Genomic DNA, 24,357 nt, shown 5'->3' with positions numbered 1-24,357 from the left:
CAAGCACCATGCCCACCACCACCAACGCATCCCCCATGTCACAGCGCCGCCGCACCCTGCTGCTCGCTGCGGGCGCCACGCTGGCCGCACCGCTCACCGCCACCGCGCAGGCCAGCGGCGAGGACATCGTCATCGGCGGCTCCATCCCGCTCACCGGCGTGTTCGCGTTTGCGGGCGTGGGCATCAACGCCGGCATCGGCGACTACGTGAAGATGGTCAACGACGCGGGTGGCATCAAGGGCCGCAAGCTCAAGTACGTGCCCGAGGACACGGGCTACAAGGTCGACGTCTCGGTCGCCGCCTACAAGAAGATCACCAGCCAGAACAAGGTGAACCTCTACTACGGCGACTCCACCGGCTTTGCCAAGACCATCAACCCCGAGCTCGACCGCGCGGGCACCACGCTGATGGCCGGTGCCTCGTTCGCCAGCGAGCTCAACGATCCGAAGAAGTACCCGAACCAGTTCCTCGTGGGCCCGGACTACACCGAGATGTTCGGCATCCTGCTCAAGCACATCGCCAAGGAAAAGCCCGGTGCCAAGGTGGCCTTCGTGTACTCCGATTCGGAATTCGGCCGCGACCCGATCGACAAGAGCGAGGCCACCGCCAAGGCACTCGGCCTGTCGGTGCCCGTCAAGATCATGACGCCCGCGGGCAGCGTGGACGTCTCGGGCGAGGTCATCAAGCTGCGCCGCGCAGCGCCCGACTACACCATCTTCCACGGCTACATCCTCGCGCCCATCCCCGAGTTCATCACCCAGGGCAAGCAGCAGGGCATGACCAGCAAGTGGATGGGCACCTTCTGGACCATGGACAGCTCCACCGTGATGAAGATGGGCGAGGCCGCCGACGGCTTCATGGGCGTGATGCCCTACCGCTACTACTACGACACCGAGAAGGCGCCTATGCTGGAGAAGATCCGCGCGCTGCGCCCCGAGTACCAGAGCACGGCCTACATCCAGGGCTTTCTCGCCGCCATGCTGTTCACCGAATCGGCCAAGCGCTGCCTGGACGCGGGCAAGCCGCTCGACGGCAAGAACCTCAAGGCCGCGCTCAATTCCATCAAGGACTTCGACACCGGTGGCCTGATCGGCGTGCCGATCACCATCAGCGGCAACTCCATCCCCGTGGGGCGCGTGTACCGCGCGGACATGAAGGCACAGAAGATGGTCGCGGCTTCCGACTGGATCAAGCTCTGATGCGGTACATCCCCCTGAGCGGCCGCGCCGCTTCCCCCTTCTCTCGCACCGCTGCGCGTTGCGGGAAGGGGGACGGCACCCTCGCTGCGGGGCGGCCCTTGCTCGGTGCCCCGCGCGCAGGTCATGCGATCGCCCACACCGCCGGCCAAACACGTGCAACGACGTTTTGGCAATGCCCATGACAGACACCGGTCCAACCAACGTCCTCGAAGTCAACAACATCGAGGTCATCTACAACAAGGTCGTGCAGGCCCTGCGCGGCCTGTCGCTGGCCGTGCCGCGCGGCCAGATCGTGGCGCTGCTGGGCAGCAACGGCGCGGGCAAGTCCACCACGCTCAAGGCCATCTCGGGCCTGCTGGCGCTCGAAGACGGCACGGTGGAGTCGGGCAGCATCCGCTTCAACGGCCAGCCCACCGCGGGCCTGGCACCGCAGCAGCTGGTGCGCAGCGGCCTCTCGCACGTGATGGAGGGCCGCCGCGTGTTCGAGGACCTCACGGTCGAAGAGAACCTGGTGGCCGCGACCTATGCGCTCACGGGCCGCGCCGATGCGAAGCCCGACTTCGACAGCGTCTACAGCTACTTCCCGCGCCTGCACGAGCGCCGCAAGGGCCTGGCCGGGTATCTCTCGGGTGGCGAGCAGCAAATGCTGGCCATCGGCCGCGCGCTCATCGCCCAGCCCCAGCTGATCTTGCTCGACGAGCCTTCGCTGGGCCTGTCGCCGAAGCTGGTGGAAGACATCTTCACCATCATCGCGCGCATCAACGCCGAGCGCGGCACCTCCATGCTGCTGGTGGAGCAGAACGCCACCGTGGCCCTGGCCGTGGCCCACCAGGGCTACATCATGGAGAACGGCAAGATCGTGATCGACGGCTCGGCCGAGCGCCTGGCCAACGACCCCGACGTGCGCGAGTTCTACCTGGGCATGGGGGGTGGTGGCGAAGCGAAGAGCTTCAAGGACATCAAGCACTACAAGCGCAGGAAACGTTGGCTGTCATGACCCTCCCGAACCTCACCCTGCCCCAGATGCTGCGCGAGCGCGCGCGAGCCGAACCGGGCCGCGTGGCCATCCGGCAAAAGGACTTCGGCATCTGGAAGCCCTTCACCTGGGCCCGCTACCACGAGCGCGCCTGCCACTTCGGCCTGGGCCTGCGCGCGCTGGGCCTACCGGCGGGCGGCCATGTGGGCGTGATCTCCGAGAACCGCATCGAATGGGTGCTCGCGCAGATGGGCGCGGGCCTGGTCGGTGCGGTCACCGTGGGCGTCTACCCCACCAGCCCCAGCAACGAGGTGGCCTACGTGGTCGGCCATGCCGACATCGAGGTCATGGTCTGCGAAGACCAGGAACAGACCGACAAGCTGCTCGCAGCCCTGCCCGAGCTGCCGCGCCTGAAAAAGATCATCGTCATCGAGACCAAGGGCCTGCGCAGCTTCGCACCCGAGGTGCGCGCGCTCATCGCCACCTTTGCCGAGGTGGAGGCGCTGGGCGCCGCATCCGGCCAGCAGGCGCTGGTGGACGAGGCCCTGGCGCGCCAGACGCTCGACGATGTGGGCCTGATGATCTACACCTCGGGCTCCACCGGCAAGCCCAAGGGCGCGATGATCAGCTACCGCAACATCCGCGGCGTGGTGCCCGGCATCGTCGATCGGCTGCAGCTCGACGCGTCCACAACCCACCTGTCCTATCTGCCGCTGTGCCACGTGGCCGAGCAGATGCTCACCAGCTTCGTTCCGGTGTACATCGGCTCGCAGGTGAACTTCGGCGAGTCCATCCGCACCGTGCAGGAAGACCTGCGCGAGGTGGCGCCCACCATGTTCCTGGGCGTGCCGCGCATCTGGGAGAAGATGCACGCCGCCATCCACATCAAGCTGCAGGAGACCGGGGGCCTGCGCCGCCGGCTGTTCCACCATGCGGTCGCCGCCTGCCAGCCGCTGGCCGAGAAGCCGCGCAGCGCCTGGAGCCTGGGCGAGCGCCTGGCCTTCGCCGCCAGCTACTGGCTGGTGTTCCGCGCGCTGCAGAACTTCATCGGCCTGCGCGAGGCGCGCGTGGCGCTCACCGGGGCCGCGCCCATACCGCCCGACGTGGTGCGCTTCTTTCGCGTGCTCGGCCTGCCGCTGGTGGAGGTCTACGGCCTGACCGAATCCACCGGCATGGTCACGGGCCACCGGCTGGACAACGTGGTGGTCGGCACCGTGGGCGTGCCCATCCTGGGCGTGGAGCACCGCATCGCCAACAACGGCGAGCTGCAGCTGCGCGGCGACATGGTGTTCGCGGGCTACTACAAGAACCCCGAGGCCACGGCCGCGAGCATCATCGATGGCTGGCTGCACACCGGCGACGTGGTGCGCGAGGAGCAGGGCCAGATCAAGATCGTGGACCGGCTCAAGGACATCATGATCACCGCCGGCGGCAAGAACCTCACGCCCTCGGAGATCGAGAACACCATGAAGGGCAGCCCCTTCATCAAGGAATGCATCATCGTCGCCGAGGGCCGCAAGTTCGTGGGTGCGCTGGTGATGATCGACTACGAGACCGTGGGCAAGTGGGCCGAGGCCCGGCGCCTGGCGTTCACGCATTTCCGCTCGCTGGTGGAAATGCCCGAGGTGCGCGAGCTCATCGACGCCGAGATCCGCCGGGGCAACGAGCGCCTGGCCCAGGTCTCGCAGATCCGCCAGTTCCACCTGCTCACCAAGGAGCTGGACCACGACGACGGCGAGGTCACCGCCACCATGAAGGTGCGCCGCTCCAGCATCTACAAGACCTACGCTGCCGAGATCGAGGCGCTGTACCGGTAGAGAGAAGAAAAAAGGCAGGTCGCGCAGGGCCGTTGCGGGTTTCGTTTGCCATCCTGCTCTCAGCAATGCTATCAATATAGAAGCGTCTTGCGCTTATTCAGCAAGCGCTGGAAGGTATTTTGACCATGAACTCGTCTACCACCGTGCAAGCACCGCCCGCACAACCCCCCCTGCTGCTCGAACGGGATGGCCCCATCGCCACCCTGCGCTTCAACCGCCCCGAGGCACTCAACGCCATCGATGTGCCCATGGCGCAGGCCTTTCTCGCCTGCGTGCAAGCCATTGCCGCCGACCCCACGGTGCGCGCCGTGGTGCTGCGCGGCAACGGCAAGGGCTTCATGGCCGGGGGTGATCTGGCCACGCTGCGGGCCACGCCCGTGCAGGGCGCCATCGACATCCTCACGCCGCTGAACCAGGCCCTGCCGCTGCTGGCGCAGATGAACGCCCCCGTCATCGCCCAGGTGCACGGCGTGGCCGCAGGCGCGGGCCTGAGCCTGCTGCTGATGGCCGACTATGTGCTCGCGGCAGAGGGCACGCGCTTCAACCTGGCCTACATCAACCTGGGCACCAGCTGCGACGTGGGTGCCTCCTGGGCGCTGCCGCGCCTGGTGGGCATGCGCCAGGCGCTGGAGATCGCGCTGCTGGGCGAGGCCTTCACCGCCGAGGATGCGCTGCGCCTCGGCCTGGTCAACCGCGTGGTGCCGGCTGCAGAGCTCGACGCCGCCACCACCGCCATCGCCGAGCGCCTGGCCGCAGGCCCCACCCTGGCCTACGGCGCCATGAAGCGCCTGATGCGCGAGTCGATGGACCGTACCCTGCCCGAGCAACTGGCCGCCGAGGCGCGGGCCTTCGTGCACTGCGCGGGCACACAGGACTTCCAGGCCGGGGTGGACGCCTTCCACGCGCGCCAGGCACCGCAGTTCACGGGCCGCTGACCTTCCTTTTTCCATCCCGCCTTCCACCTCCCCTTCGCCGAAACTTCCCATGAGCCTTCAAGACGTCTACGTCCTCTCCACCGCCCGCACCGCCATCGGCACCTTTGGCGGCAGCCTCAAGGACGTGCCCAACACCGATCTCGCCACCACTACCGTGAGGGCCGCCATCGCGCGCAGTGGCCTGCCCGCCGATGCCATCGGCCATGTGGTGATGGGCAACGTGATCCCCACCGACACCAAGGACGCCTACCTGGCCCGCGTGGCCGCCATCGACGCCGGCTGCCCCATCGAGACGCCGGCCTTCAACGTCAACCGCCTGTGCGGCTCGGGCCTGCAGGCCATCATCTCGGCGGCCCAGGCCATCGGTTACGGGGATTGCGACATCGCCATCGGCGGCGGCAGCGAATCCATGAGCCGCGGCCCCTACTTCGACACCGCCGCGCGCTACGGCGCGCGCATGGGCGACGCCAAGAGCATCGACTACATGCTCGGCATCCTGCACGACCCGTGGCAGAAGATGCACATGGGCATCACCGCCGAGAACGTGGCCGAGCGCTACCGCATCAGCCGCGAGATGCAGGACCAACTCGCCGTGCAGAGCCAGCAGCGCGCGGCGCACGCCATCGCGGCCGGCTACTTCCGCGAGCAGATCGTGCCGGTGGAGATCGCCACGCGCAAGGGCCCGGTGGTCTTCGACACCGACGAGCATGTGCGCGGCAGCACCACGCTCGAAGTGCTGGCCGGCATGAAGCCCGCGTTCAGGAAGGACGGTTTGGTCACCGCGGGCAATGCCTCGGGCATCAACGATGGCGCCGCCGCCGTGGTGCTGGCCTCGGGCGCACGCGTGTCGGCCCTGGGCCTCACACCCCTGGCCCGCCTCGTGGGCTACGCCCATGCGGGCGTCGAGCCGGCCTACATGGGCATCGGCCCGGTGCCGGCGACGCGCAAGGTCCTGCAGCGCACCGGCCTCACCGTGCAGGACATGGACGTGATCGAGGCCAACGAGGCCTTCGCCGCCCAGGCCTGTGCGGTGATCCAGGAGCTGGGCCTGGACCCGTCCAAGGTCAATCCCAACGGCTCGGGCATTTCGCTGGGCCACCCGGTGGGCGCCACGGGCGCCATCATCACCACCAAGGCCATCGCCGAGCTGCACCGCACCGGCGGCCGCTATGCGCTGGTGACCATGTGCATCGGCGGCGGCCAGGGCATCGGGGCGGTGTTCGAGCGGGTGTGAGGGCGGCGCCGTCCCCGCGCTGCCGCCATTCAGGAGTTTTGCCTCCAGCGCTTTCCCATCCACCATCGATTGCTACTAAATAAATAGCAACTGAGTCCCGTGGATCCTGTGAATGCGCTTCGCCCTTGTGTGGCGCGGCGCCTGGGCAAGGAGCGGGCCCGGCGCAGTCCCGGGGGCCACTTCGGCTTCCGAGGCCTGTGCCGATCGCGTCAGTATGATCGCGCTGGACAGCGCTCTCCAGCCGGAGCGCCCCGCCTTTCTCTCCAAAAATCCCCATGAAAAAACTCTTTCGCATTGCGGCACTGCTTTTCTCCCTGATTCCTTTTGCCAGCAGCGCCGTCGCGGCCCGCCCGGTGTCCAGCATCATCGTGATGCCTTGGGACCTCAGCCAGAACAAGAATCTTCCCAGCGAACTCAAGTCCAAGGGATTCAGCCACGCCACGGTGTACCTGAACTGGTCCGACATCGAGCGCAGCAAGGGCCTGTACGAGTTCAGCCACTACCACGGCCACATGGATGCCCTTGTCGACGGCGGGCTGTCGCTCCTGCTGGTCATCGACATGGGGGGACGGCCCTACAAGGACGAGAGCGGCAAGCTGGTGCCCAACATGTCCACGGTCCCGCAGTGGATCACCGCCGCACATCCCGATGCCGTCATGCGGAATTTCTCGGGCGACCCGAGCTGGCAACCGGATTTCACGGACGACAGGATCAGAAAGCCCGCGCACGCTTTCATCGCGCAAACGGTCGATCATTTTTCCAGGCGCTACCCCGCAAAGGTGCTCGGCTATGCCCTCGGCCTCCAGGAGGAACACGAAATAAAGTATGGGCAGATGGGCTACCAGTGGCGGGACTACAAGGAGTCCACACAGAATGACTTCGCCAGGAAGCACAACAACGCCCGTCAGCCCGTCATCAACTACAACAACAACATTGCCGCAGGGGTGCCCAAAGCGGAACCTCTTTTGCATGCCCACAAGGAGTTCCGGGAAAACCGGCTCCAGGAAGCCACCTGCGCATACACCAAGGTGATCCGGGACAAGGGGGCGCAGGCGATCGGATATTTCGCCGAGACATTCACGTCGCATGACGCCATCTATGCCACCGGCATCGTTGAAAAACTGGCGGGGTGTATCGACATAGCCGTCATCGATTTCAACTTCTACGATGGCTACAGCCTGGTGCCGGATGCAGATGTCCTGCCCACGCTTGCCAACTACATGGGCTCGCTGGGCTACAGGAAAATCATGGTGGGTGCCTACGGTGAGCGATGGGAGGCCGAAAAAAGATCGCGGGAACTGATGCCTGTCATCCAACGCTCCGTCACCCAATCGCTGACGCAGGCCAATGTGATGGGCTACGAGATCGGAGGGTTCGCGCACCAGGCAGGCAGCGGCTCCCTCTCCGCCCTTGACATGGACAAGCTCAATGCCCCAACTGGCCACACTGCGGCAACCAGCACGGCCCCCCGGATCAAGATTGGCATCCTGGGCTCCACGACCAACTTTCACGTCTGGCACGGGGAAAGAAGCGCAGGCAGAAACACCCACCGTGATGCGCTGTTCGCGTCCTACAAGATCCTGAGCAGCGAGCCCGGGATGGATGTGCATGTCATCGGCGAAAAGAACCTTCTGCAGGACGATCCCCTCATCCAGCGCCTGGATGCCATCCTCGTCCCGCACCAGGCTGCCCTGCCACAGAGCGTCAAATCCAAGCTGACCACCTACTGGAAAAACGGCGGGTCGCTCATCCAGGACATGCGCCTGGGTGAATTCGACGAAAACGGCAAGCCCACCTTTGACTGGATGCATGAGGTGTTTGGGATTGCCGATATCGAGTGGAAGAAAAACGGGGGCATTTTTTTGATTGATGGGACCATCTACCGCCTCAAGCCCTCGCGCCGTCTCTATGCGAGCTATGCCGCCATTACCCCCAAGAATGGCTTCAAGGTACTGGCTACAGAGCTGCTGCGAAATGACAAGGGCATCATGGTCCGCGGTGAACGCACCCTGGCGTTCGGCTTTCTTCCCCAGCTTGTCGAAGACCACACTGGCGATGCGTGGAGAAAGTTGTTCGTGAAAGAGATCATGAACACACTGCCGTCTGGCAAGACTGCAGCCGCCGAACGGCAATGAGCGGGACGGGGGAAGATCCTTGTCTTCCAAAAGCACAGAGGGCGCGTTTACTAAGAGTAGGCCGGATGGCTTGCCGCGCAGGCAGCTGAACAGCCCGAGGTCCCTCCATCGATCAGTCTGTGCCGCGCATCTGCATGCGCCCTGTAAAAGGTTTCAGGCACAGGGTTCGAATCAAGGTCAGTTCGCCCCCATGGGTATTCTCATGGGTTGAGATCAACTTATTCAGACATCTTTTCTGGCAGTGGTATCTGGTGAGCACATCCACACAGGCTCGATACACATGCACTGAAAAGTATGAAATATTCAATGAATCATTTTCCAATTTTCCTTTCAGTTGTGTACGTAGTACGAAACCACGAACAGCATCTTGAAGGAATTTTGCAGTCCACAACAGCACAATTGTCATCCCTCGTCAGCGACTACGAAATCATAGTCATTGACAAAGCATCTGATGACCAGAGCCTTGTGGTACTCAAAAAATTAACAAGCCAGTCCGGTCTCCCCAATCTACAGGTTTATGCACTCATCAAGGAGGTTGACAACGATACGGCTGCCTGGGTCGGCTTGGAAAATGCCCTTGGAGATTTCATCGCTATTATTGACCCCTTGAAGGATGATATTTCCTTTCTTCCAGAAATGCTGGACAAGGCCGTAAATGGCGCTGATGTAGTTTTTGCCAGCAACGCAAAAAAGGCGAAGCAGGGGATTTTATATGAACTAGCTTATGCGGCCTTCAATAGATTTTACAAGATTTTCAATGGAATTCACCTAGAAAAAGAAGCTCCCCAATATCGCCTGCTGAGCAGACGTGTGGTGAATTTCATTCACCAGCACCCACAACCGGCCATCACCTACCGACACTTGCCTGCCACGGGCGGATTTACTCGCGCAAATATGGAATACAGCAGCGAGCCACACACCCCGCAAGTAAAGAGAGTAGGTGAAAGCATTAATCGGGGAATCAGGCTGCTCGTTTCCACAACGCGCGCGCCCATGCGGCTTGTTACTTTTCTCTCGCTATTTGGCGCTATCGCGAATCTGGTCTATTCGATATATGTCGTCGCGATCGGCATCTTCAAAACCAATGTTGCGCCGGGCTGGGTGAGCCTTTCCTTACAACAATCGGGAATGTTTTTCCTTATTTCACTGGTATTGTTGGTCCTGGGGGAGTACATATTGCACATGGCAAGCCTTTCCAATGAAGGTCCGCTCTACCATGTAGGACAGGAATTCACCAGCGCTCACATGACACGCCGCGAAAAACTAAACATCGAGGAAGCCGCTTCCCCGCAAGCTCCATCCCCTCGCGCAAGTGAAAAGCAACTGGTGCGGTGATGGATTTCACCCAGAATTTCGATGCTGCGATCATCGGAGGCGGTTTCTACGGCTCGGCGATTGCCATCTACCTGGCCCGTCAGCGGGGCTTCAAGCGAATTGTCCTGATTGAAAAGGAGACTGAACTCCTGACACGTGCGTCCTATCACAACCAGGCACGGGTTCACAATGGTTATCACTATCCACGAAGTTTTACGACCGCCTTCCGTAGCCGGGTTAATTTTCCACGTTTCGTGCAAGATTGGCCTCAGGCCATCACGCGGGATTTCACGAAGTTATACGCCATAGCTCGCAGTAATTCCAAAGTCAATTCAAAACAATTTGAACGCTTCTGCCAGGAGATTGGCGCGACCACAACCCGTGTGGACGGGCCGCTGAGACATCTTTTCAACCCCAAACTTATCGAGGATGTTTTCCTGGTCGAGGAATATGCTTTCGATGCCATGCAGTTGGCTCGGTGGGCTCAACGCGAGCTGAGCGAATGTGGCGTCCACGTGCTCCTGGACACAAGTGCCACTCTCGTAAACAGATCAACCACCGGTGGGATGAAAATATCTCTGGAGAGCACTCATGAGAAAAAACAGACCATCCACAGCAAGTATCTTTTCAATTGCACTTACAGCGGCCTCAATCAACTGAAAGGTGATTACCCCGGCAGCCACACCAAACTGAAGCATGAAATAACTGAACTGGCGCTCATAGAAATGCCTTCAGAAATTAAAAAAATAGGGATTACCGTCATGGACGGCCCCTTCTTTTCGGTGATGCCTTTTCCATCGCAAGGATTGCACACCCTCTCGCATGTTCGATACACGCCGCATTTCAGCTGGGAAGACAAGCAGGATTCAGATCCCTATCAACAGCTTGCCAACTATGATGGTGCTACGCGATTCGACCGCATGATCCGAGACGTGGCCAGGTATATTCCGATAGTCCAGAAATCCAAGCACGTTAGATCATTCTTCGAAGTTAAAACCGTGCTAAAGAAGAATGAAAATGATGACGGCAGGCCCATTCTCTTTGAAAAATACGCCGAATTGCCGGGATGTTATTCCATACTAGGCGGAAAAATAGACAATATCTATGACGCACTGGAAAAACTAGACTCTGAAAATCTCTCGATACCCCAAGGCATTTCATGAAAACAGCACTGATTGGCTTCTCTGGATTTGTGGGCAGCACATTGCTCAAGCAATTTTCGTTTGATGAGCTCTATAGATCAAAAAATATTCAGGATATTCCAGGAAAAATATTCGACATGGTCGTTTGTGCCGCGGCTCCTGCACAAAAATGGATAGCCAATCGCGAGCCTGAAGCCGACAAGAAAATAGTAGATGCCCTCATCCATCATCTCAATGCAATTGAGTGCGGGAAGTTTATTTTGATCAGCACCGTGGATGTTTTCAAAAAACCTGTGGAGGTGACCGAAGAGACCACGGTCGATGAAGAAGGTTTACATGCCTACGGATTGCATAGGCGCTATCTCGAGAAATTCGTCCAGTCCCGGTTTCCCGAGCATCTCATAGTTAGACTACCGGGATTGGTAGGCCCTGGACTGCGAAAGAACATCGTTTACGATTTTCACAACAGTAACAACCTCAAATCCATTGATAGCCGGAATATTTTTCAGTTTTATCCGATGGTCAACCTATGGAGCGACATAGAAATCGCCCTGGCGGCTGAATTGAAATTGGTTCATCTCACGGCAGAACCGGTACGTGTTGAAGAGGTGGCACGCCAAGGCTTCGGCATGCCCTTCCAGAATCATTTGGAAGGCATTCCCGTTAAATATGACATGAGGACTTGCCACGCGTCCCTTTTCGGAAGCCATGGTAGCTATCAATACAGCTGCCGCGAGACCCTTCAGGCGATTCGCTCCTACGCACAATCCGAGCCTTCTTCATCGATCTCCAATCCACACGTGGCTTCATGAGAATATCTTTTTCCAATATTGCGTGGGACACCGCCGAAGACGAAGCGGTGGCCCAGGTCCTCCATGAGCAAGGCGTGGATGCCATCGACATAGCTCCAGCGAAATATTTTCCCCACAATGACACAGTGACTGACAAGGAGATCGCCACCGTCAGGGATTGGTGGGGTGCGCGCGGCATCACCATCGTAGGGATGCAGGCGCTCATGTTTGGCACTACGGGGCTGAACATGTTTGGCGCCGATGAGTCCCGGAGCGCGATGCTCAGCCACCTCGCTTCCATATGCAGGATAGGAAGCTGCTTGGGTGCCACCAAACTGGTCTTCGGCTCTCCCCGGAACAGAGACCGATCAGGATTGGAAGTCAATGAAGCAACAGATCGTGCCGTTTCCTTCTTCCGCACATTGGGAGATATTGCGCAGACCCATGGCGTTGAAATTTGTCTCGAACCGAACCCTCCATCCTATGGGGCCAACTTCATGATAGATAGCACTGAAACTGCGCACGTCGTCAATATTGTTTCGCATCCTGCCATCCGCATGCAGCTGGATACCGGGGCTATGTTCATCAACGGCGAATGCGCTCCCGAGGTGATCGCGCAAAACGCCCACTTGATTGGCCACATTCACGCAAGCGAACCACAATTGTCACCCTTGGGCGACCCGGGAACAGATCATCGTGGCATCAGAGAAGCGCTGATGAACTACTTGCCCAAACACATCCTGACGATAGAAATGCTTGCGACCAGCAATGAGCCGCATCTAGCGGCTATCCAGCGTGCATTGGCCTTTGCAAAAAGCACTTACCAAGTTCAACAAGGCTCTATTTGATGAAATGGGTCATTCTTTTGATGGGTATTGCGGCCAATGCCTCAGCGAGCGTATTGATTAAACTTGCAATGCTGCCTCCCCGAAAATTCCCTTCGCTTTCCGACCCGATGGCAGCATTTACCAACTGGCCATTCTGGCTTGGTCTTGGTCTATACGGTGGAGCATTTCTACTATATGCCGCGGCGCTTGCAAGATTTCCTCTGAATGTTGCCCATCCCATATTAACCAGCGGGGCCGTCGCCACCGTGGCAGTGCTCTCAGCCATAGTTTTCAAGGAACCTTTTCATTGGATGACCGTGGCGGGAATATTTTTGGTGATTGCTGGCGTATTCCTTATCTCCTCACGCATTACATGACAACCATGTCCGACATTGCTCCTGAAGCAAGAGCCTCTTGGCAAATTCCCGACTTTGATGCGCCTCTCTGGTTGGGTCGTGAGCACCCTTGGTGCGTTGTCGTTCCCGTCATCAATGAAGGGGAACGCATTCAGAAGCTGTTGCAGCGCATGCAGGCGTGCGGCATTTCGAAGCTGGCTGACATCATCATCGTGGATGGTGGAAGCAGCGACGGATCCACCAATCCCGCCACCTTGAAGAACCTTGATGTCAGTGGTTTGCTTGTCAAGAAAGGGCCTGGAAAGCTCAGTGCGCAACTACGCTGTGCCTATGCCTTTGCCCTCGACCACGGATATCAGGGAATCGTCACCATCGACGGCAATGACAAAGATGATCCAGAGGCCATTCCGCGCTTCATCCAAGCCCTTCAAAAGGGGGTCGATTTTGTTCAGGCTTCCCGTTTCATTTCAGGCGGAATCGCGGAAAACACGCCGGCGTCTCGATATTTTGCCATTCGATTTATCCACGCCCCCGTTTTAAGCATTGCTTCTGGCTTTCACTGGACAGATACAACCCAGGGCTTCCGGGCCTATAGCAGACAAATGCTCCTGGACAGAAAAATATCTCCCTTCAGGGAAATTTTTTCTGCTTACGAGCTTTTGGCCTATCTCTCGTACAAAGCGCCAAAAGAAGGCTACAAGTGCTTGGAAATTCCCACAACAAGAAGATACCCTGCAGGTGAAGTGCCCACGAAAATAAGCAGCTTCAGAGGAAATATCTCGGTACTTTCAACACTTTTTCGCGCCTGCCTGGGAAGGTATGACGCATAAGGCGCATTGAGCATAGATGAAAAGATTATTTTATTCCGAGTCCGGAAATAATGGATTCAACTATATTCTCGGCTTCTTGTTCCTGCTGTGCACGATACTAGGGACAAGGTATCAGTATTTTCTTCTCAGGCAGAAGGAATGGGGAGATGAATCAGAAACCATCGTAACAGCCAAGATGATGGCAGCCGGAAAACATCTGTACTCAGAGATATTTAACCATCATGGCCCCCTTACATTTCTATCCGGCGTGGCCATGGAATCCATGGGGGATTTTGGAGTGCGCGGCCATCGGGTTCCCGTCGCCCTTTTACAACTCATCAGTCTCTGCGCAATATACTATTCACCCATATTAAAAAATAATACGACACGCATATTTTCCGTTGTTTATGCGTTTTCATTCACGATTTTTCTCATGCCCCTATTCCTGGGGCACATGTATACGTATCAAGCAATTGTCGGACCGCTCATTCTAATAATACTGTTCTTATACACATTTCCTTCAATCATTGATCAGAATCTGTTGACCCCGAACAGGGTCTTCGTCGGGTCTTTGCTTCTTTCTTGCCTTCCGTTCCTGGCTGTTACCTACATCCCCATTGCCGCCATCCTATTTTTTGCTTCTCTGGCAAGGCCATTCATCAAAGCATCAACAGTCGGACTATTAATAGGCATCGCACTAAATTTGCTTTTTCTTGCTGTCTACGGTTCGGTGAAGGGGTATATAGCATTTCATTTTTATTTAAATTCAGAAGTACTTCCGATCTATATAGGAACCCCTTCACTTCTATCGATTATTCAGTCTGCGTGGGACAATCTGGCGAAGAACCCCCTCACCATCCTAAGCCTGGTTATTGCTTCGGTGGGAATTTTCAGTCTCGCCGCGTACGAGAAGAAAATACCATGGCGATCAGGGCTTCTGGCAGCGGGTATAGGCAGCCTGCTCATCAGGGGCGTTGATTTTCATGGGCTCGCTTACTATTACGTATTCGTGGCCCTTTCAATCCTGCCAATTCTAGGAAAAATTCAGGGATACGCACTCCTCCTGAAATACGCAACTCTTGCCATATCCCTATTCTTCATAACCAAATCGTCGTTGCTTCTTCCGGGAGTCCGGCAAGAACTCAATGAAAATAAAATACCAACTGAAACCGAATTCTCCCGGCTCGTCAAGAAATATACTAACAAAGACGAAAAAATAATTGTCTATTCGTTTCAGAACTTTCAATACTTAGCCTCTGAAAGGCTTCCCGCCTCAGGACATTTTTTCTACCTCCCTTGGCAGGAAAAATACAATGAAGATCCGATACTAGGAATCAAAATCGATGCTTGTCAAGAGATATCAGATTACCGACCTAAAGTCATGTTGATCGATCAGTGGACAGTATGGGGTCTGTATCCATGGAGCAGCTATGCGGGCTGCATTCAGAATCTCATGGACAACTTATACAACAAAGTCCCCGGTCGCCCCTATTACATCAGAAAGGATATTTCAGCAGAAGAAATACCTTCTGTATGGAATAGCCGAAGTGATCCTCTGGATGGGCGACCTGACTCCAGGGCGCGTTGATATTGCAGTCGGAGTCGTGGTGCATGGTTCCCGGCTTGGCGCTGCCCGGCTCCACAAACGCCCAACAAAGCCCCCCTTCTACCCGCGAACGCCCTTGAAGTGACTCAACGGCCAGTTTCCGGCGATAGCGCTCTTGGCAATCTTTCTTTCTTCCTCTTCGCCATGTTCATGAATGGCTGTTCAATCAGTTTGTAGCTGATATAAGAAATGATCACCGTGGCCAAGAATGCCAAGAACGTCCGATGATATTTGTTCTGAACAACATACGATGACAGAACCAGTATCGGATAATGAATAAGATAAAATGAATAGGATATATCCGACAGTATTTTTACTGGCTTAGAATTTTCATATTCAATGTCCTTCAAAAGCAAAAAGAGCGCGGAAATACCCAGACCCGTGATGAAAATAGGCGTTGAAAATACCGGCTCCCACGATTTATAAAGAACTATGGTGGATATAAAAATAGATGCCAATGCTGCTTTGTCATACTTTGGTTGCTTGACTGCAATCCATGCACCAAAGAGGAAAAATGGCATTTGTGCTATTGCATTGTTGTGCACGAAGAAATATATATATATCCCCTCCAGACTTTTCACCAGTGGATGCCAGTTTGCGCCACCATATACCCAGAAACAGGCAATCAACACAAACACCGCAGTGATTTTCGACGGGCTTTTGAAAAACCTTGTCGCGATGAAAAAGGCAACCACATACCACACCATCTCGATGGTCAGTGTCCAGCTGACGCTCAAGGCGTTGTATTTTAAGTAAGCGGCCGGAAAAAAATGCTGCAGGAAAAGCAGATGGATCAAGAGACTTTTGAAATCAATTGCATCAATTTGGAATTGCTTAAAAACCAAGGAGAACACAAAAAACCAAAACAGATAGGCAGGATATATTCTAAGCACCCGGTGCTTTATATAGTCGACAGCGGAATATCGTAGCGCGCTCTGTATGATCAGGTATCCGCTGATCACAAAAAAAATCTGCACCCCAATCCATCCCCCCACTATTCCAAAATAGGGAATGGTAAGAATATTCAAGGAATGGAGGTGATTCATGAATACCAGAATCACCGCTGCTGCTCTTAAAGTCTCGACGGAGTGATTTTTCGAGGTTTGGATGTTGTTATTCATTTATTTTTATATCGATAAAATTGAATATTGACTCCAGAATGGTAGGCCTCACTTGCCTGCGATTCGGCACTTGGTGAAATCCGGCCAGCATGAACTCCCCCGGCCGTGGGCGCCTGCACCCTGCCCCAGCCATCAAAACGGCGCAGAGTCGGGATCCGTGTCCACTGGCACCTGTACAGGCCCTGTCACAACTGCACCGGTGCGGGCGGCGGGCAAGGGCGTTGCCACGGTAGCTGCCGCCGAAGCCTCCGCCACCCCACTCTCCGCCTCGCCCCCCAGCGCCTCGATGAGGTCCGGAATCAGCTTGACCAGCTCGCCCGTGGCGATCGCCACGTCGGTGTCAAAGCCACCGTCATCGGCCTTGGTGCCTTCGAACACCGTGTCCAGGAACGAGACCTTCTTGATCTGCAGCCCCTCGGTGAGCATGAAGCTCACGCGGTCGTCCCAGGTGAGTGCGAGCTTGGTGGGCAGCTTGCCGGCGTCGATGTGGGCCTGCACCTCTTCGATGTCCAGCGGGTGGCGGGCATAGCGCACCACGGCCTTTTCCTCGGTGGCGCTCTTGAGCTCGCATTCGCGGTCCACGGTGAAGCCCACGGGCGGCTCCTGTTCCTTGAGCCAGTGGGACATGGCCGCTTGCGGGCTGGTCTGGGTGTTGATGAGCGACACCGACAGGCCGGGCAGCGATTCGACCAGCAGCGTGACGACTTCGTCCGCACGGCCCTGGCTGGAGGTGTCCAGCACGAGCAGGCGCGATGCCGTATCGATCCACACCCACATGGAACCCTGCTTGGTGAACGCCATGGGCAGCAGGTCCAGCTTGGCCTCGTCCTTGAGTTCCTTGCTTTCCTTCTTGCCAGGCTTGCGGCCGGTTTCCTGCTCGATGCGTTCTGCCTTTTCCTTCACGCGGCGTGCCAGCACGCTGCCGGGCAGCACCTTGGACTCGACCATGAAGCGCAGGATCCATTGGCCCCCGACCGACTCGGCCAGCTGGCCGTGCTGTTCGCCACGCGGCGGCACCCAGCCCAGGGACTTTTCCTGCGTGGCGCCGCATTCGATGAAGGGCGCCTTGGCCAGGGCCTCTTCCACTTGTGTCAATTCGACCTGCCATTGCGGCGCAATGCGGTACACGATCATGTTCTTGAACACGGAAAACCTTTTCTTTTCTGGGACGGAATGCGCCATTGTCGGTGGTTCTGCGGGAGAGTTTTCCTGCCGTCCATCCCTGGCGGTCCGCGCACCCGCGAGCGGATGAACAGGCACGATCACAGCCGGCAGACGCCGTGGAACGGGCCTTGCCGTGCCACTGGCGCCGTCCCCCTTCACGAGACATGCGCGGGGTGTTTCTTTTGGAAACTTTACACAGCCTCACCCAACCGGTATGGCGGCGATACATGTGGGGCGGACACTGGCCCTCAATCGCCGGAACGGTCGTCCTGGCGAGTTCCCAACCCTGTGAAAGGACTCACACCATGGTTTTCAGATTCCAACACCGCCTGGCCGCCACCGCTGTTCTCGCTGCACTGGCCCTGCCGGTCCTGGCCCAGCAACCTCCAGCCGCCCCGCCTGCGGCGGGTGCCACCGCAACCACCGAAGGCCGCCACAAGGCAGGGGGTGACCGCCACGAGCACCATGCGCGCCACCAGGCCCACATGGCCAAGCGCATGGCCGCCCTGAAGGACCAGCTCAAGCTGAGCGCCGCCCAGGAACCCGCCTGGACGGCCTTCAGCACCGCGATGCAGCCCGGGGAACGCACCGCCCGCCTGGACCGAAAGGACATGGACAAGCTCACCACGCCCGAACGCATCGACCGCATGCGGGCCCTGCGCGCCCAGCACGCCGCCGAGGCCGACCGCCGGGGCGAGGCCACCAAGACCTTCTACGCCGCCCTGACGCCAGACCAGCAGAAGACCTTCGATGCGCAGGCGCACCGCGGCCACCAGCGCATGCGCGACCACCACCACGGCGGCGGCGGCATGCGCGGCGGCGAGGGCCATCCATCGCCCGCCGCACCGGCGAAGTAACGCCCCACCCAACCCCCACCGCCCCCGCACGCCCTGCGGGGCGGCGGCCCTGGGGACGGGTTCCCGGCGTGCAGCCGGCGCTGCCTTTTACTTTTTCTTCCCGTGCTCCCCAAGCCCGGGGTCCTGACTGGACCCCGGGCTTTGTGCTTTCCGGCCACGCAGGCGGTCGCCTTGGACGGCGTTTGTGGATAACCCTGGGGGCAGTTGTGGCACAACCTGCTGGTTATCCACAGAAGAAGGCGCTGCGCCGAAGTTGTTGTCTGTGAGCCCCGGACTTTGCGCCGCCCGCCGCACAGAGTTTGCGGCCACGCAACCCCGCGCCAGCATTGGAAAAAAACCCCTTGTCCACAAAAAATGAGGTGCTCTACTACTACTGCTATTTATATATAGAACCATAAAAGAATAACCAGAACCTCTTTTTCGTGCCCCCCAACGTCCGTGGAGCCGAGCCCCCGGCACCGCTCCACACGGCGGCTCGCGATGAAGCGGCCGGCGCCGAAGAGGCCGACGCGGAGCGGACAGGGCTCCGCGCCAGCCCGCAGGTTCCTTACGCCACCGCCTGACGGGCCTTCACATTTCCCATTTGCTATCAATAGAGTAGCTGTTGGCGCTTCCTCCATCAGCGCTTCGTGCCATTTCAATGCCAAACCTCTCTGTGGGAATGTCCAGTGCGTAAAACTGGGGATAGTTTTGGCACAACCGCCTGGTTATCCACAGAAAAAGGCCGTGGCCGTGTTTTGTCCCCTTTCGCGCGACAGCGGAAAGAGGGATCGGTGCACAGGGTTGGGCGGCGTGCAAGTGCGCGCCACGGCGAGGGAAAAGGCAGTTGTCCACATCCTGGGCCGCCTTCTACTACTACGACTATGTATTTATAGAAAACATAAGAAGAAGACAGGGGAGAACTTCCCGCGCCGGGCACGCGGTGCCGCGGCAACACCTTGTGGGGCCTTGCGGACGGACAGGTGCACGCAAAGGAGGGCGAAGGCAGGGGCGCGGCGATCCGCCGCGGGTGGGGACTGAACCCCGAAGACGGGCCGGCGGAAGCTCGCTACGCGGCGCAGGACCGCAGGAAGGCCCCCAGAACGTCCGCGGAGAGGGGTCGGCTGAAGAGGTAGCCCTGGTAGTGCAGGCAGCCCGCGCGGGCCAGCAGCTCGCGTTGCTCGGGGGTTTCCACCCCTTCGGCGATGACTTCCAGGCCCAGGCTGCGCGACAGGCCGATGATGGTGTCCACGATGGCCGCGTCGTTGGGGTCGGTCAGCAGGTCGCGCACAAAGCTCTGGTCGATCTTGAGCTGGTCCAGCGGCATGCGCTTCAGGTAGCTCAGGCTGGAATAGCCGGTGCCGAAGTCGTCCAGCGAGAAGCCCACGCCATAGGAGCGCAGCGCGGCCATCGTGGCGATGGTGGTTTCCATGTCTTCCACCAGCAGGCTTTCGGTCAGCTCCAGCTTGAGCAGATGCGCCGGCGCGCCGGTGATGGCCAGCACGCGGGCCACGTCGTCCACGAAGCTGGCGTGGCGGAACTGGCGCGAGCTCACGTTCACCGCCATGGTCAGGTGGGCCAGGGCCGGGTCGTCCTGCCAGCTGGCCAGCAGCTTGCAGGCCGTGTGCAGCACCCAGCGGCCCAGGGGCAGGATGAGGCCCGTCTCCTCGGCCAGCGGGATGAACTGCGCGGGCGGCACCATGCCGCGCTGCGGGTGGGCCCAGCGCACGAGCGCCTCCACCCCCACGCAGCGGCCGGACAGGTGCATCTGCGGCTGGAAGTGCAGCAGGAATTCCTCCTGCGCGAGCGCGGCGCGCAGGTCGGTCTCCAGCCCGGCGCGGGCGGTCACCACGGCCTGCATGTCAGGGTCGAAGAAGCGCAGCGTGTTGCGCCCCGCCGTCTTGGCCTGGTACATGGCCAGGTCCGCCTGCTTGAGCAGCTCGCCCACGCTGGTCTGCTCGCCCGTGAACGGCGCGATGCCGATGCTGGGCGTGCTGCGGTACTGGTACCCTGCCAGCGCGTAGGGCACGGCCAGCATGGTGAGGATCTTCTCGCCCACGCTGCGCGCGTGCAGGGCCAGTTCGTGTGGCCTGGGGCTGAGCTCCTCGAGCATCACCACGAACTCGTCGCCGCCCAGCCGGGCCACCGTGTCCACGCTGCGCACGCAGGTGTTCAGGCGCTGCGCCACCTGTTGCAGCAGCAGGTCGCCCTGGTCGTGGCCCAGGGTGTCGTTCAGGGTCTTGAAGTTGTCCAGGTCGATGAACAGCAGCGCCCCGCCCTGCAGGCGCCGGTGGGCGTTGGCCAGCGCATGGCCCATGCGGTCCATCAGCAGCATGCGGTTGGGCAGGCCGGTGAGCGCGTCGTAGAACGCCAGGCGCTGGATCTCGCGCTCGTTGGCCTTGCGCTGGCGGATGTCGGTGTTGATGGCCAGGATGGACTGCGGCTGGCCGTTGTCGCCACGCACCAGGGTCCAGCGGCCCTCGACCTCGATGGTGCTGCCGTCGCGGTGGCGCTGCACGATCTCGCCCGTCCACTCGCCCTGCTCCAGCACCGTGCGCGTGGCGTGGCGGAAATGGGTGGGGTCGTCGTAGAGCAGCGTTTCGATGGACTGGCCCAGCGCCTGCAGCTGCGACCAGCCATACAGGCGCTCGGCGCTTTTGTTCCAGAAGATGATGCGGTGCTCCAGGTCGCGCACCAGGATCGCGTCCTGCGCCTTGTCCAGCAGCGAGGCCTGGTGGCGGATGCGGGCATCCGCCAGCTGCCGGTCGATCTCGGACGAGGCGCGCGCGGCAAAGATCTGCAGCGTGGAGGTGATGAAGTCCGTCTCGGCGATGGGCTGGCGGAACAGCACGAACACGATGCCCACCACCTCGCCATCGGCATTGCACAGCTGCTGGCCCGCATAGCCCTGCGCGCCCACATGGCGCAGCATGGGCGCCTCGGGGTGCAGCTGCTGCACCTTCTCGGTCACCACATACGCGCGCTGCGACAGCAGCATGAGGCTGGGCGTGCCTTCCAGGGTGTATTCGTCGTTGGGCAGCATCTGGCCATCGAGCACCGCCGCGAGCGTGACCACCCGCGGGGCCTGCCCTTCCACCGGTGGCAGCAGCCGCACCACGCAGCCGCCCTGGGCCCCCAGCGCATCGGCCATGTTGCGCACCAGCTGCACGAAAAACTCCGTGCCCGTGCTCGCCGACACGGCGGCCGCCACCTTGAGCACCGAGGCCTGCAGCCGCTGCTGCGCCTTCTGCGCGCGCAGGCTGGTGATGCCAAAGGCCAGGTCGTTGGAGAGCTCCTGCAGCAGGGCCGCCTCTTCGGGGCTGATCTGCAGGATGTCCGGCGCATACAGGTACAGCAGGCCGAAGGTGCGATCGCGGTCGCGCAGCGGCAGGCAGATCACGCCGTGAAAGCCGTTGTCCAGCATGCGCTCGGTCCAGTCGGCAAAATCGCCCTCGGCGCGGATGTCCTGCACGATCACCGGCTTGCCCGAGCGCACGGCCATGCCCGCGGGACCCCGGCCGTAGCGGTCCTCGGCCGACCAGGACAGGTGCAGGTTCTCCAGGTAGTTCTGGTTGTGGCCCGCGTGGGCCACGGGCTGGATGGACTTGCGTTCGTCGTCCAGCGCGAAGCCCACCCATCCCATGCGGTAGCCGCCGATGTCCACGGCGATGTGGCAGATCGCCTGCAGCAGCGCTGTCTCGGACGTGGCGCGCACGAGGGTTTCGTTGCAGGCGCTCAAGAGGCGCTGCGCGCGGCCCATGCGGGCCAGTTCGCGTTCGGTGCGCAGGCGCTCGGTCACGTCGGTGGCCAGCACCTGGCGCGCGGGGCGGCCGTTGAAGCTGATGCTGCCCGCCGTGATTTCCACGTCCATGAACGTGCCGTCCTTCTTGACGTGGCGGCTGATGACCGGCTTGTTGCGCTGGTCCATCGCAATCGCGTTGATGGTCGCCCGGATGCTGGCGCGGCGCTCCGCCGGCCACAGGTCCGTCATGTCCATCCCCAGCAGCTCGGCTTCGGCATAGCCGTAGTGCGTCTCCATCGACTGGTTCACGGCCTGCAGGCGCAGCGTTTCCCTGTCGTACACCCACATCGGATGGGGGTGCTCGTCGAACAGCATGCGGTACTGCTGCTCCGATGCCCGCAGCTGCCCCGCCACATGCCGCAGCTGCACCATCGCGCCCAGGGATTCGGTGAGGATCTCCAGGTGCGCGACGTCGCGCCGCGAAAACGCGTGGGCCTTGTCCGAAACGACCTTGAGCGAGCCCACCACGCCCTCGGCGGTGCGCAGCGGCACCGCCATCACGGAGCGCACGCCGTGCCGGTGAGGCAGCGAAACCATGTCCCAGCCCTCGGCCTCGGTGTCATTGCACACCACGGTGCGCCCTTCGCGCAGGGCGGGCCACAGCAGGCTCTGGTCGGCCGCCAGCATGTGGCCCACGGGCCGCACGTGGTCGCCCGCCGATGCCTGCGCCACCAGCTGGCGGCCCTGCAGCAGCTCCACCAGCGCCCCGCGCGCCAGCGTCTGGCGCAGCACGGTGTCGGCCACGAGCTGGAGCACCTCGGGCAGGGGCATGTCCAGCGACGAGATGCGCTGCTGCACCTGCAGTAGCTCCGCATGGTTCTGCGCATCGCGCTGGGCATCGAGTTCGGTCAGCTTCTGCGCGCTGATGTCGGTCATGCCGCCCACCATGCGCACGGCCTTGCCTTCGGCGTCGCGGATCAGGAAGCCCCGGTCCAGCACCCAGGCATAGCTGCCGTCCTGGCGCCGGAAGCGGTATTCGGCGGACCAGTGGTTGTCCGTGCCGCCAATGGCCGCGTGGAGGCCCCGGAGGATTTCTTCGCTGTCTTCGGGATGCAGCCGCAGCGTCCACGAGGTGCTGTCGGGCGGCAGCTGGTCGAGCGGCACGCCGAACAGGTTCTGCATGCCTTCGTTCCACCACATGAGGTCGGTGTCCAGGTTCCAGTCCCAGACGGCATCGGCCGTGGCGCGCGAGACGAGGTGAAAGCGCTCCTCGCTTTCACGGCGCGCCTCCTGGGCCAGGTGCTGGGCCGTGATGTCCTGGAAGGCCCCCTGGATGCGGACGATGCGTCCCCCGGCATCGCGCGCCGCCTGCCCGGCGGTGCGCACCCAGAAGCGCCTGCCGCCCGGCATGTCCACCTCGGCTTCCACGTCAAAGGGCGTGCCGTGGTGCCGGCAGTCATCGAACGCCTTTTGCATCTGCGGCCGGTAGGGCGGCGTGTACAGCTGCAGGACCTGCGCCAGCTCGCCCACGCGGTGGTGGAGCCCATAGGCGGCCGCGATCTCCTGCGACCACACGAGCTGCATCCCGGGCAGTTCGACCGTCCAGCCGCCCACGCGGGCGATCCGCCCCGCCACGCGCTGTGCCTCGCCCTGCGCGACCATCTCGGCATGCATCTGGTCGCGCTCCCGCACGAGCTGGGCCAGCAGCTTTTTCTGGCGGCGCAGCTCCAGCTGCACCATGGCCTGGCCCGCGAGGATCGTGAGGCCCTCGATCTGCCCTTCCTCCAGCGTGCGGGGCACGGTGTCCACCACCGCGAGGGTGCCCAGGGTGAACCCCTCGGGCGTCACCAGCGGCACGCAGGCGTAGAAGCGGACATGGGGTTCGCCCAGCACCAGGGGATTGCTGGCGAACACGGGGTGGAGCGTGACGTCGGGCACCACCACCGGTTCGCGGCCGCCGTCCAGTGCCTGGGCACAGAACGCGATGGCGCGCTCGGTCTGCTGGAAGGGAATGCCGACCGCCGCCTTGAACCACTGGCGCTCGCTGTCGAGAAAATTGACCACGGCGATGGGGCAGCCGCACACCCGTGCGGCCAGCGTGGCCAGCTGGTCGAAGCCTTCTTCCGCGGGGGTGTCGAGGATCGCGTAGGACTGCAGTGCCGTGAGCCGCGCTGCCTCTTCGGGTGCGTGGGCTGGCGGCATGGTCAGGCCGCTGTGGCGTTGGCTGTGCCCGCTGGCGCGCACCCCAGTTCCAGCGCCCGGGGGGCCTGGAGCTTGTTGCGCAAGAACTGGAACAGCGTCGTCGTCAAAGGGGTCGGGCGGCAAGAAAAGAACCGGACGGGGTGCGGGCAGA

17 protein-coding genes are annotated in these 24,357 nt (G+C 60.5%); 14 read left to right on the top strand and 3 right to left on the bottom strand.

Going from position 1 to position 24,357, the window contains the following annotated elements:
• Window positions 1-8: 8 nt before the first annotated feature.
• From ACAM51_RS13935 to ACAM51_RS13875, 13 genes are all read left to right on the top strand, one after another.
• Entirely contained in the window at window positions 9-1,199 is a 1,191-nt protein-coding gene (locus ACAM51_RS13935; RefSeq protein ID WP_369640955.1) for an ABC transporter substrate-binding protein, read from the top strand.
• A gap of 178 nt (window positions 1,200-1,377) precedes the next feature.
• Window positions 1,378-2,196 carry an ABC transporter ATP-binding protein gene (locus tag ACAM51_RS13930; RefSeq protein ID WP_369640954.1) on the top strand — a complete coding sequence of 273 codons (819 nt, stop codon included), beginning with the start codon at window positions 1,378-1,380 and terminating at the stop codon, window positions 2,194-2,196.
• On the top strand, window positions 2,193-3,992 hold the full coding sequence (locus tag ACAM51_RS13925) for a long-chain fatty acid--CoA ligase (RefSeq protein ID WP_369640953.1): 1,800 nt from the start codon (window positions 2,193-2,195) through the stop codon (window positions 3,990-3,992). The genes ACAM51_RS13930 and ACAM51_RS13925 overlap by 4 nt, the downstream gene beginning before the upstream one ends.
• A 125-nt stretch (window positions 3,993-4,117) precedes the next feature.
• Entirely contained in the window at window positions 4,118-4,927 is an 810-nt protein-coding gene (locus ACAM51_RS13920) for an enoyl-CoA hydratase/isomerase family protein (protein WP_369640952.1), read from the top strand.
• 49 nt (window positions 4,928-4,976) lie between these two features.
• Window positions 4,977-6,161 (top strand): acetyl-CoA C-acyltransferase family protein, encoded by a 1,185-nt coding sequence (locus ACAM51_RS13915; protein ID WP_369640951.1) that lies wholly within the window; start codon window positions 4,977-4,979, stop codon window positions 6,159-6,161.
• 275 nt (window positions 6,162-6,436) lie between these two features.
• Complete coding sequence (locus tag ACAM51_RS13910) at window positions 6,437-8,296, top strand: hypothetical protein (RefSeq protein ID WP_369640950.1); 1,860 nt, start codon at window positions 6,437-6,439, stop codon at window positions 8,294-8,296.
• Window positions 8,297-8,602: 306 nt separating this feature from the next.
• The gene (locus tag ACAM51_RS13905; protein WP_369640949.1) at window positions 8,603-9,631 is read left to right on the top strand and encodes a glycosyltransferase; all 1,029 of its coding nucleotides are present in this window, start codon (window positions 8,603-8,605) and stop codon (window positions 9,629-9,631) included.
• Complete coding sequence (locus tag ACAM51_RS13900; RefSeq protein WP_369640948.1) at window positions 9,631-10,773, top strand: FAD-dependent oxidoreductase; 1,143 nt, start codon at window positions 9,631-9,633, stop codon at window positions 10,771-10,773. Before ACAM51_RS13905 ends, ACAM51_RS13900 begins: the two co-directional genes overlap by 1 nt.
• Complete coding sequence (locus ACAM51_RS13895; RefSeq protein WP_369640947.1) at window positions 10,770-11,564, top strand: pyridine nucleotide transhydrogenase; 795 nt, start codon at window positions 10,770-10,772, stop codon at window positions 11,562-11,564. Before ACAM51_RS13900 ends, ACAM51_RS13895 begins: the two co-directional genes overlap by 4 nt.
• On the top strand, window positions 11,561-12,391 hold the full coding sequence (locus ACAM51_RS13890) for a sugar phosphate isomerase/epimerase (RefSeq protein WP_218339306.1): 831 nt from the start codon (window positions 11,561-11,563) through the stop codon (window positions 12,389-12,391). The genes ACAM51_RS13895 and ACAM51_RS13890 overlap by 4 nt, the downstream gene beginning before the upstream one ends.
• The gene (locus tag ACAM51_RS13885; protein WP_218339307.1) at window positions 12,391-12,747 is read left to right on the top strand and encodes a multidrug efflux SMR transporter; all 357 of its coding nucleotides are present in this window, start codon (window positions 12,391-12,393) and stop codon (window positions 12,745-12,747) included. Before ACAM51_RS13890 ends, ACAM51_RS13885 begins: the two co-directional genes overlap by 1 nt.
• Before the next feature lie 5 nt (window positions 12,748-12,752).
• The gene (locus ACAM51_RS13880) at window positions 12,753-13,556 is read left to right on the top strand and encodes a glycosyltransferase family 2 protein (RefSeq protein WP_369640946.1); all 804 of its coding nucleotides are present in this window, start codon (window positions 12,753-12,755) and stop codon (window positions 13,554-13,556) included.
• A gap of 16 nt (window positions 13,557-13,572) precedes the next feature.
• Window positions 13,573-15,123 carry a hypothetical protein gene (locus tag ACAM51_RS13875; RefSeq protein WP_369640945.1) on the top strand — a complete coding sequence of 517 codons (1,551 nt, stop codon included), beginning with the start codon at window positions 13,573-13,575 and terminating at the stop codon, window positions 15,121-15,123.
• Between the two features lie 104 nt (window positions 15,124-15,227).
• Here the strand turns inward: ACAM51_RS13875 and ACAM51_RS13870 are convergent, their stop codons facing one another.
• Together ACAM51_RS13870 and ACAM51_RS13865 are read right to left on the bottom strand one after the other, a co-directional pair.
• Window positions 15,228-16,262: an acyltransferase family protein gene (locus tag ACAM51_RS13870; protein WP_369640944.1), complete on the bottom strand. Its 1,035-nt coding sequence runs from the start codon at window positions 16,260-16,262 to the stop codon at window positions 15,228-15,230.
• A gap of 132 nt (window positions 16,263-16,394) precedes the next feature.
• Window positions 16,395-17,408 (bottom strand): recombination-associated protein RdgC, encoded by a 1,014-nt coding sequence (locus ACAM51_RS13865; RefSeq protein WP_369640943.1) that lies wholly within the window; start codon window positions 17,406-17,408, stop codon window positions 16,395-16,397.
• A gap of 323 nt (window positions 17,409-17,731) precedes the next feature.
• Between ACAM51_RS13865 and ACAM51_RS13860 the strand changes: the two genes are divergently transcribed.
• Window positions 17,732-18,283, top strand: a complete 552-nt coding sequence (locus ACAM51_RS13860) for a Spy/CpxP family protein refolding chaperone (RefSeq protein WP_369640942.1) — start codon at window positions 17,732-17,734, stop codon at window positions 18,281-18,283.
• A gap of 1,048 nt (window positions 18,284-19,331) precedes the next feature.
• Here the strand turns inward: ACAM51_RS13860 and ACAM51_RS13855 are convergent.
• Window positions 19,332-24,206, bottom strand: a complete 4,875-nt coding sequence (locus ACAM51_RS13855; protein ID WP_369640941.1) for an EAL domain-containing protein — start codon at window positions 24,204-24,206, stop codon at window positions 19,332-19,334.
• Between the last annotated feature and the right edge of the window lie 151 nt (window positions 24,207-24,357).

This window comes from Acidovorax sp. A79 (genome assembly GCF_041154505.1).
Taxonomy (GTDB): Bacteria; Pseudomonadota; Gammaproteobacteria; order Burkholderiales; family Burkholderiaceae_C; genus Acidovorax.
Note: the sequence above shows the minus strand (reverse complement) of the source record. Positions and strands in the feature narration are given on the sequence as shown.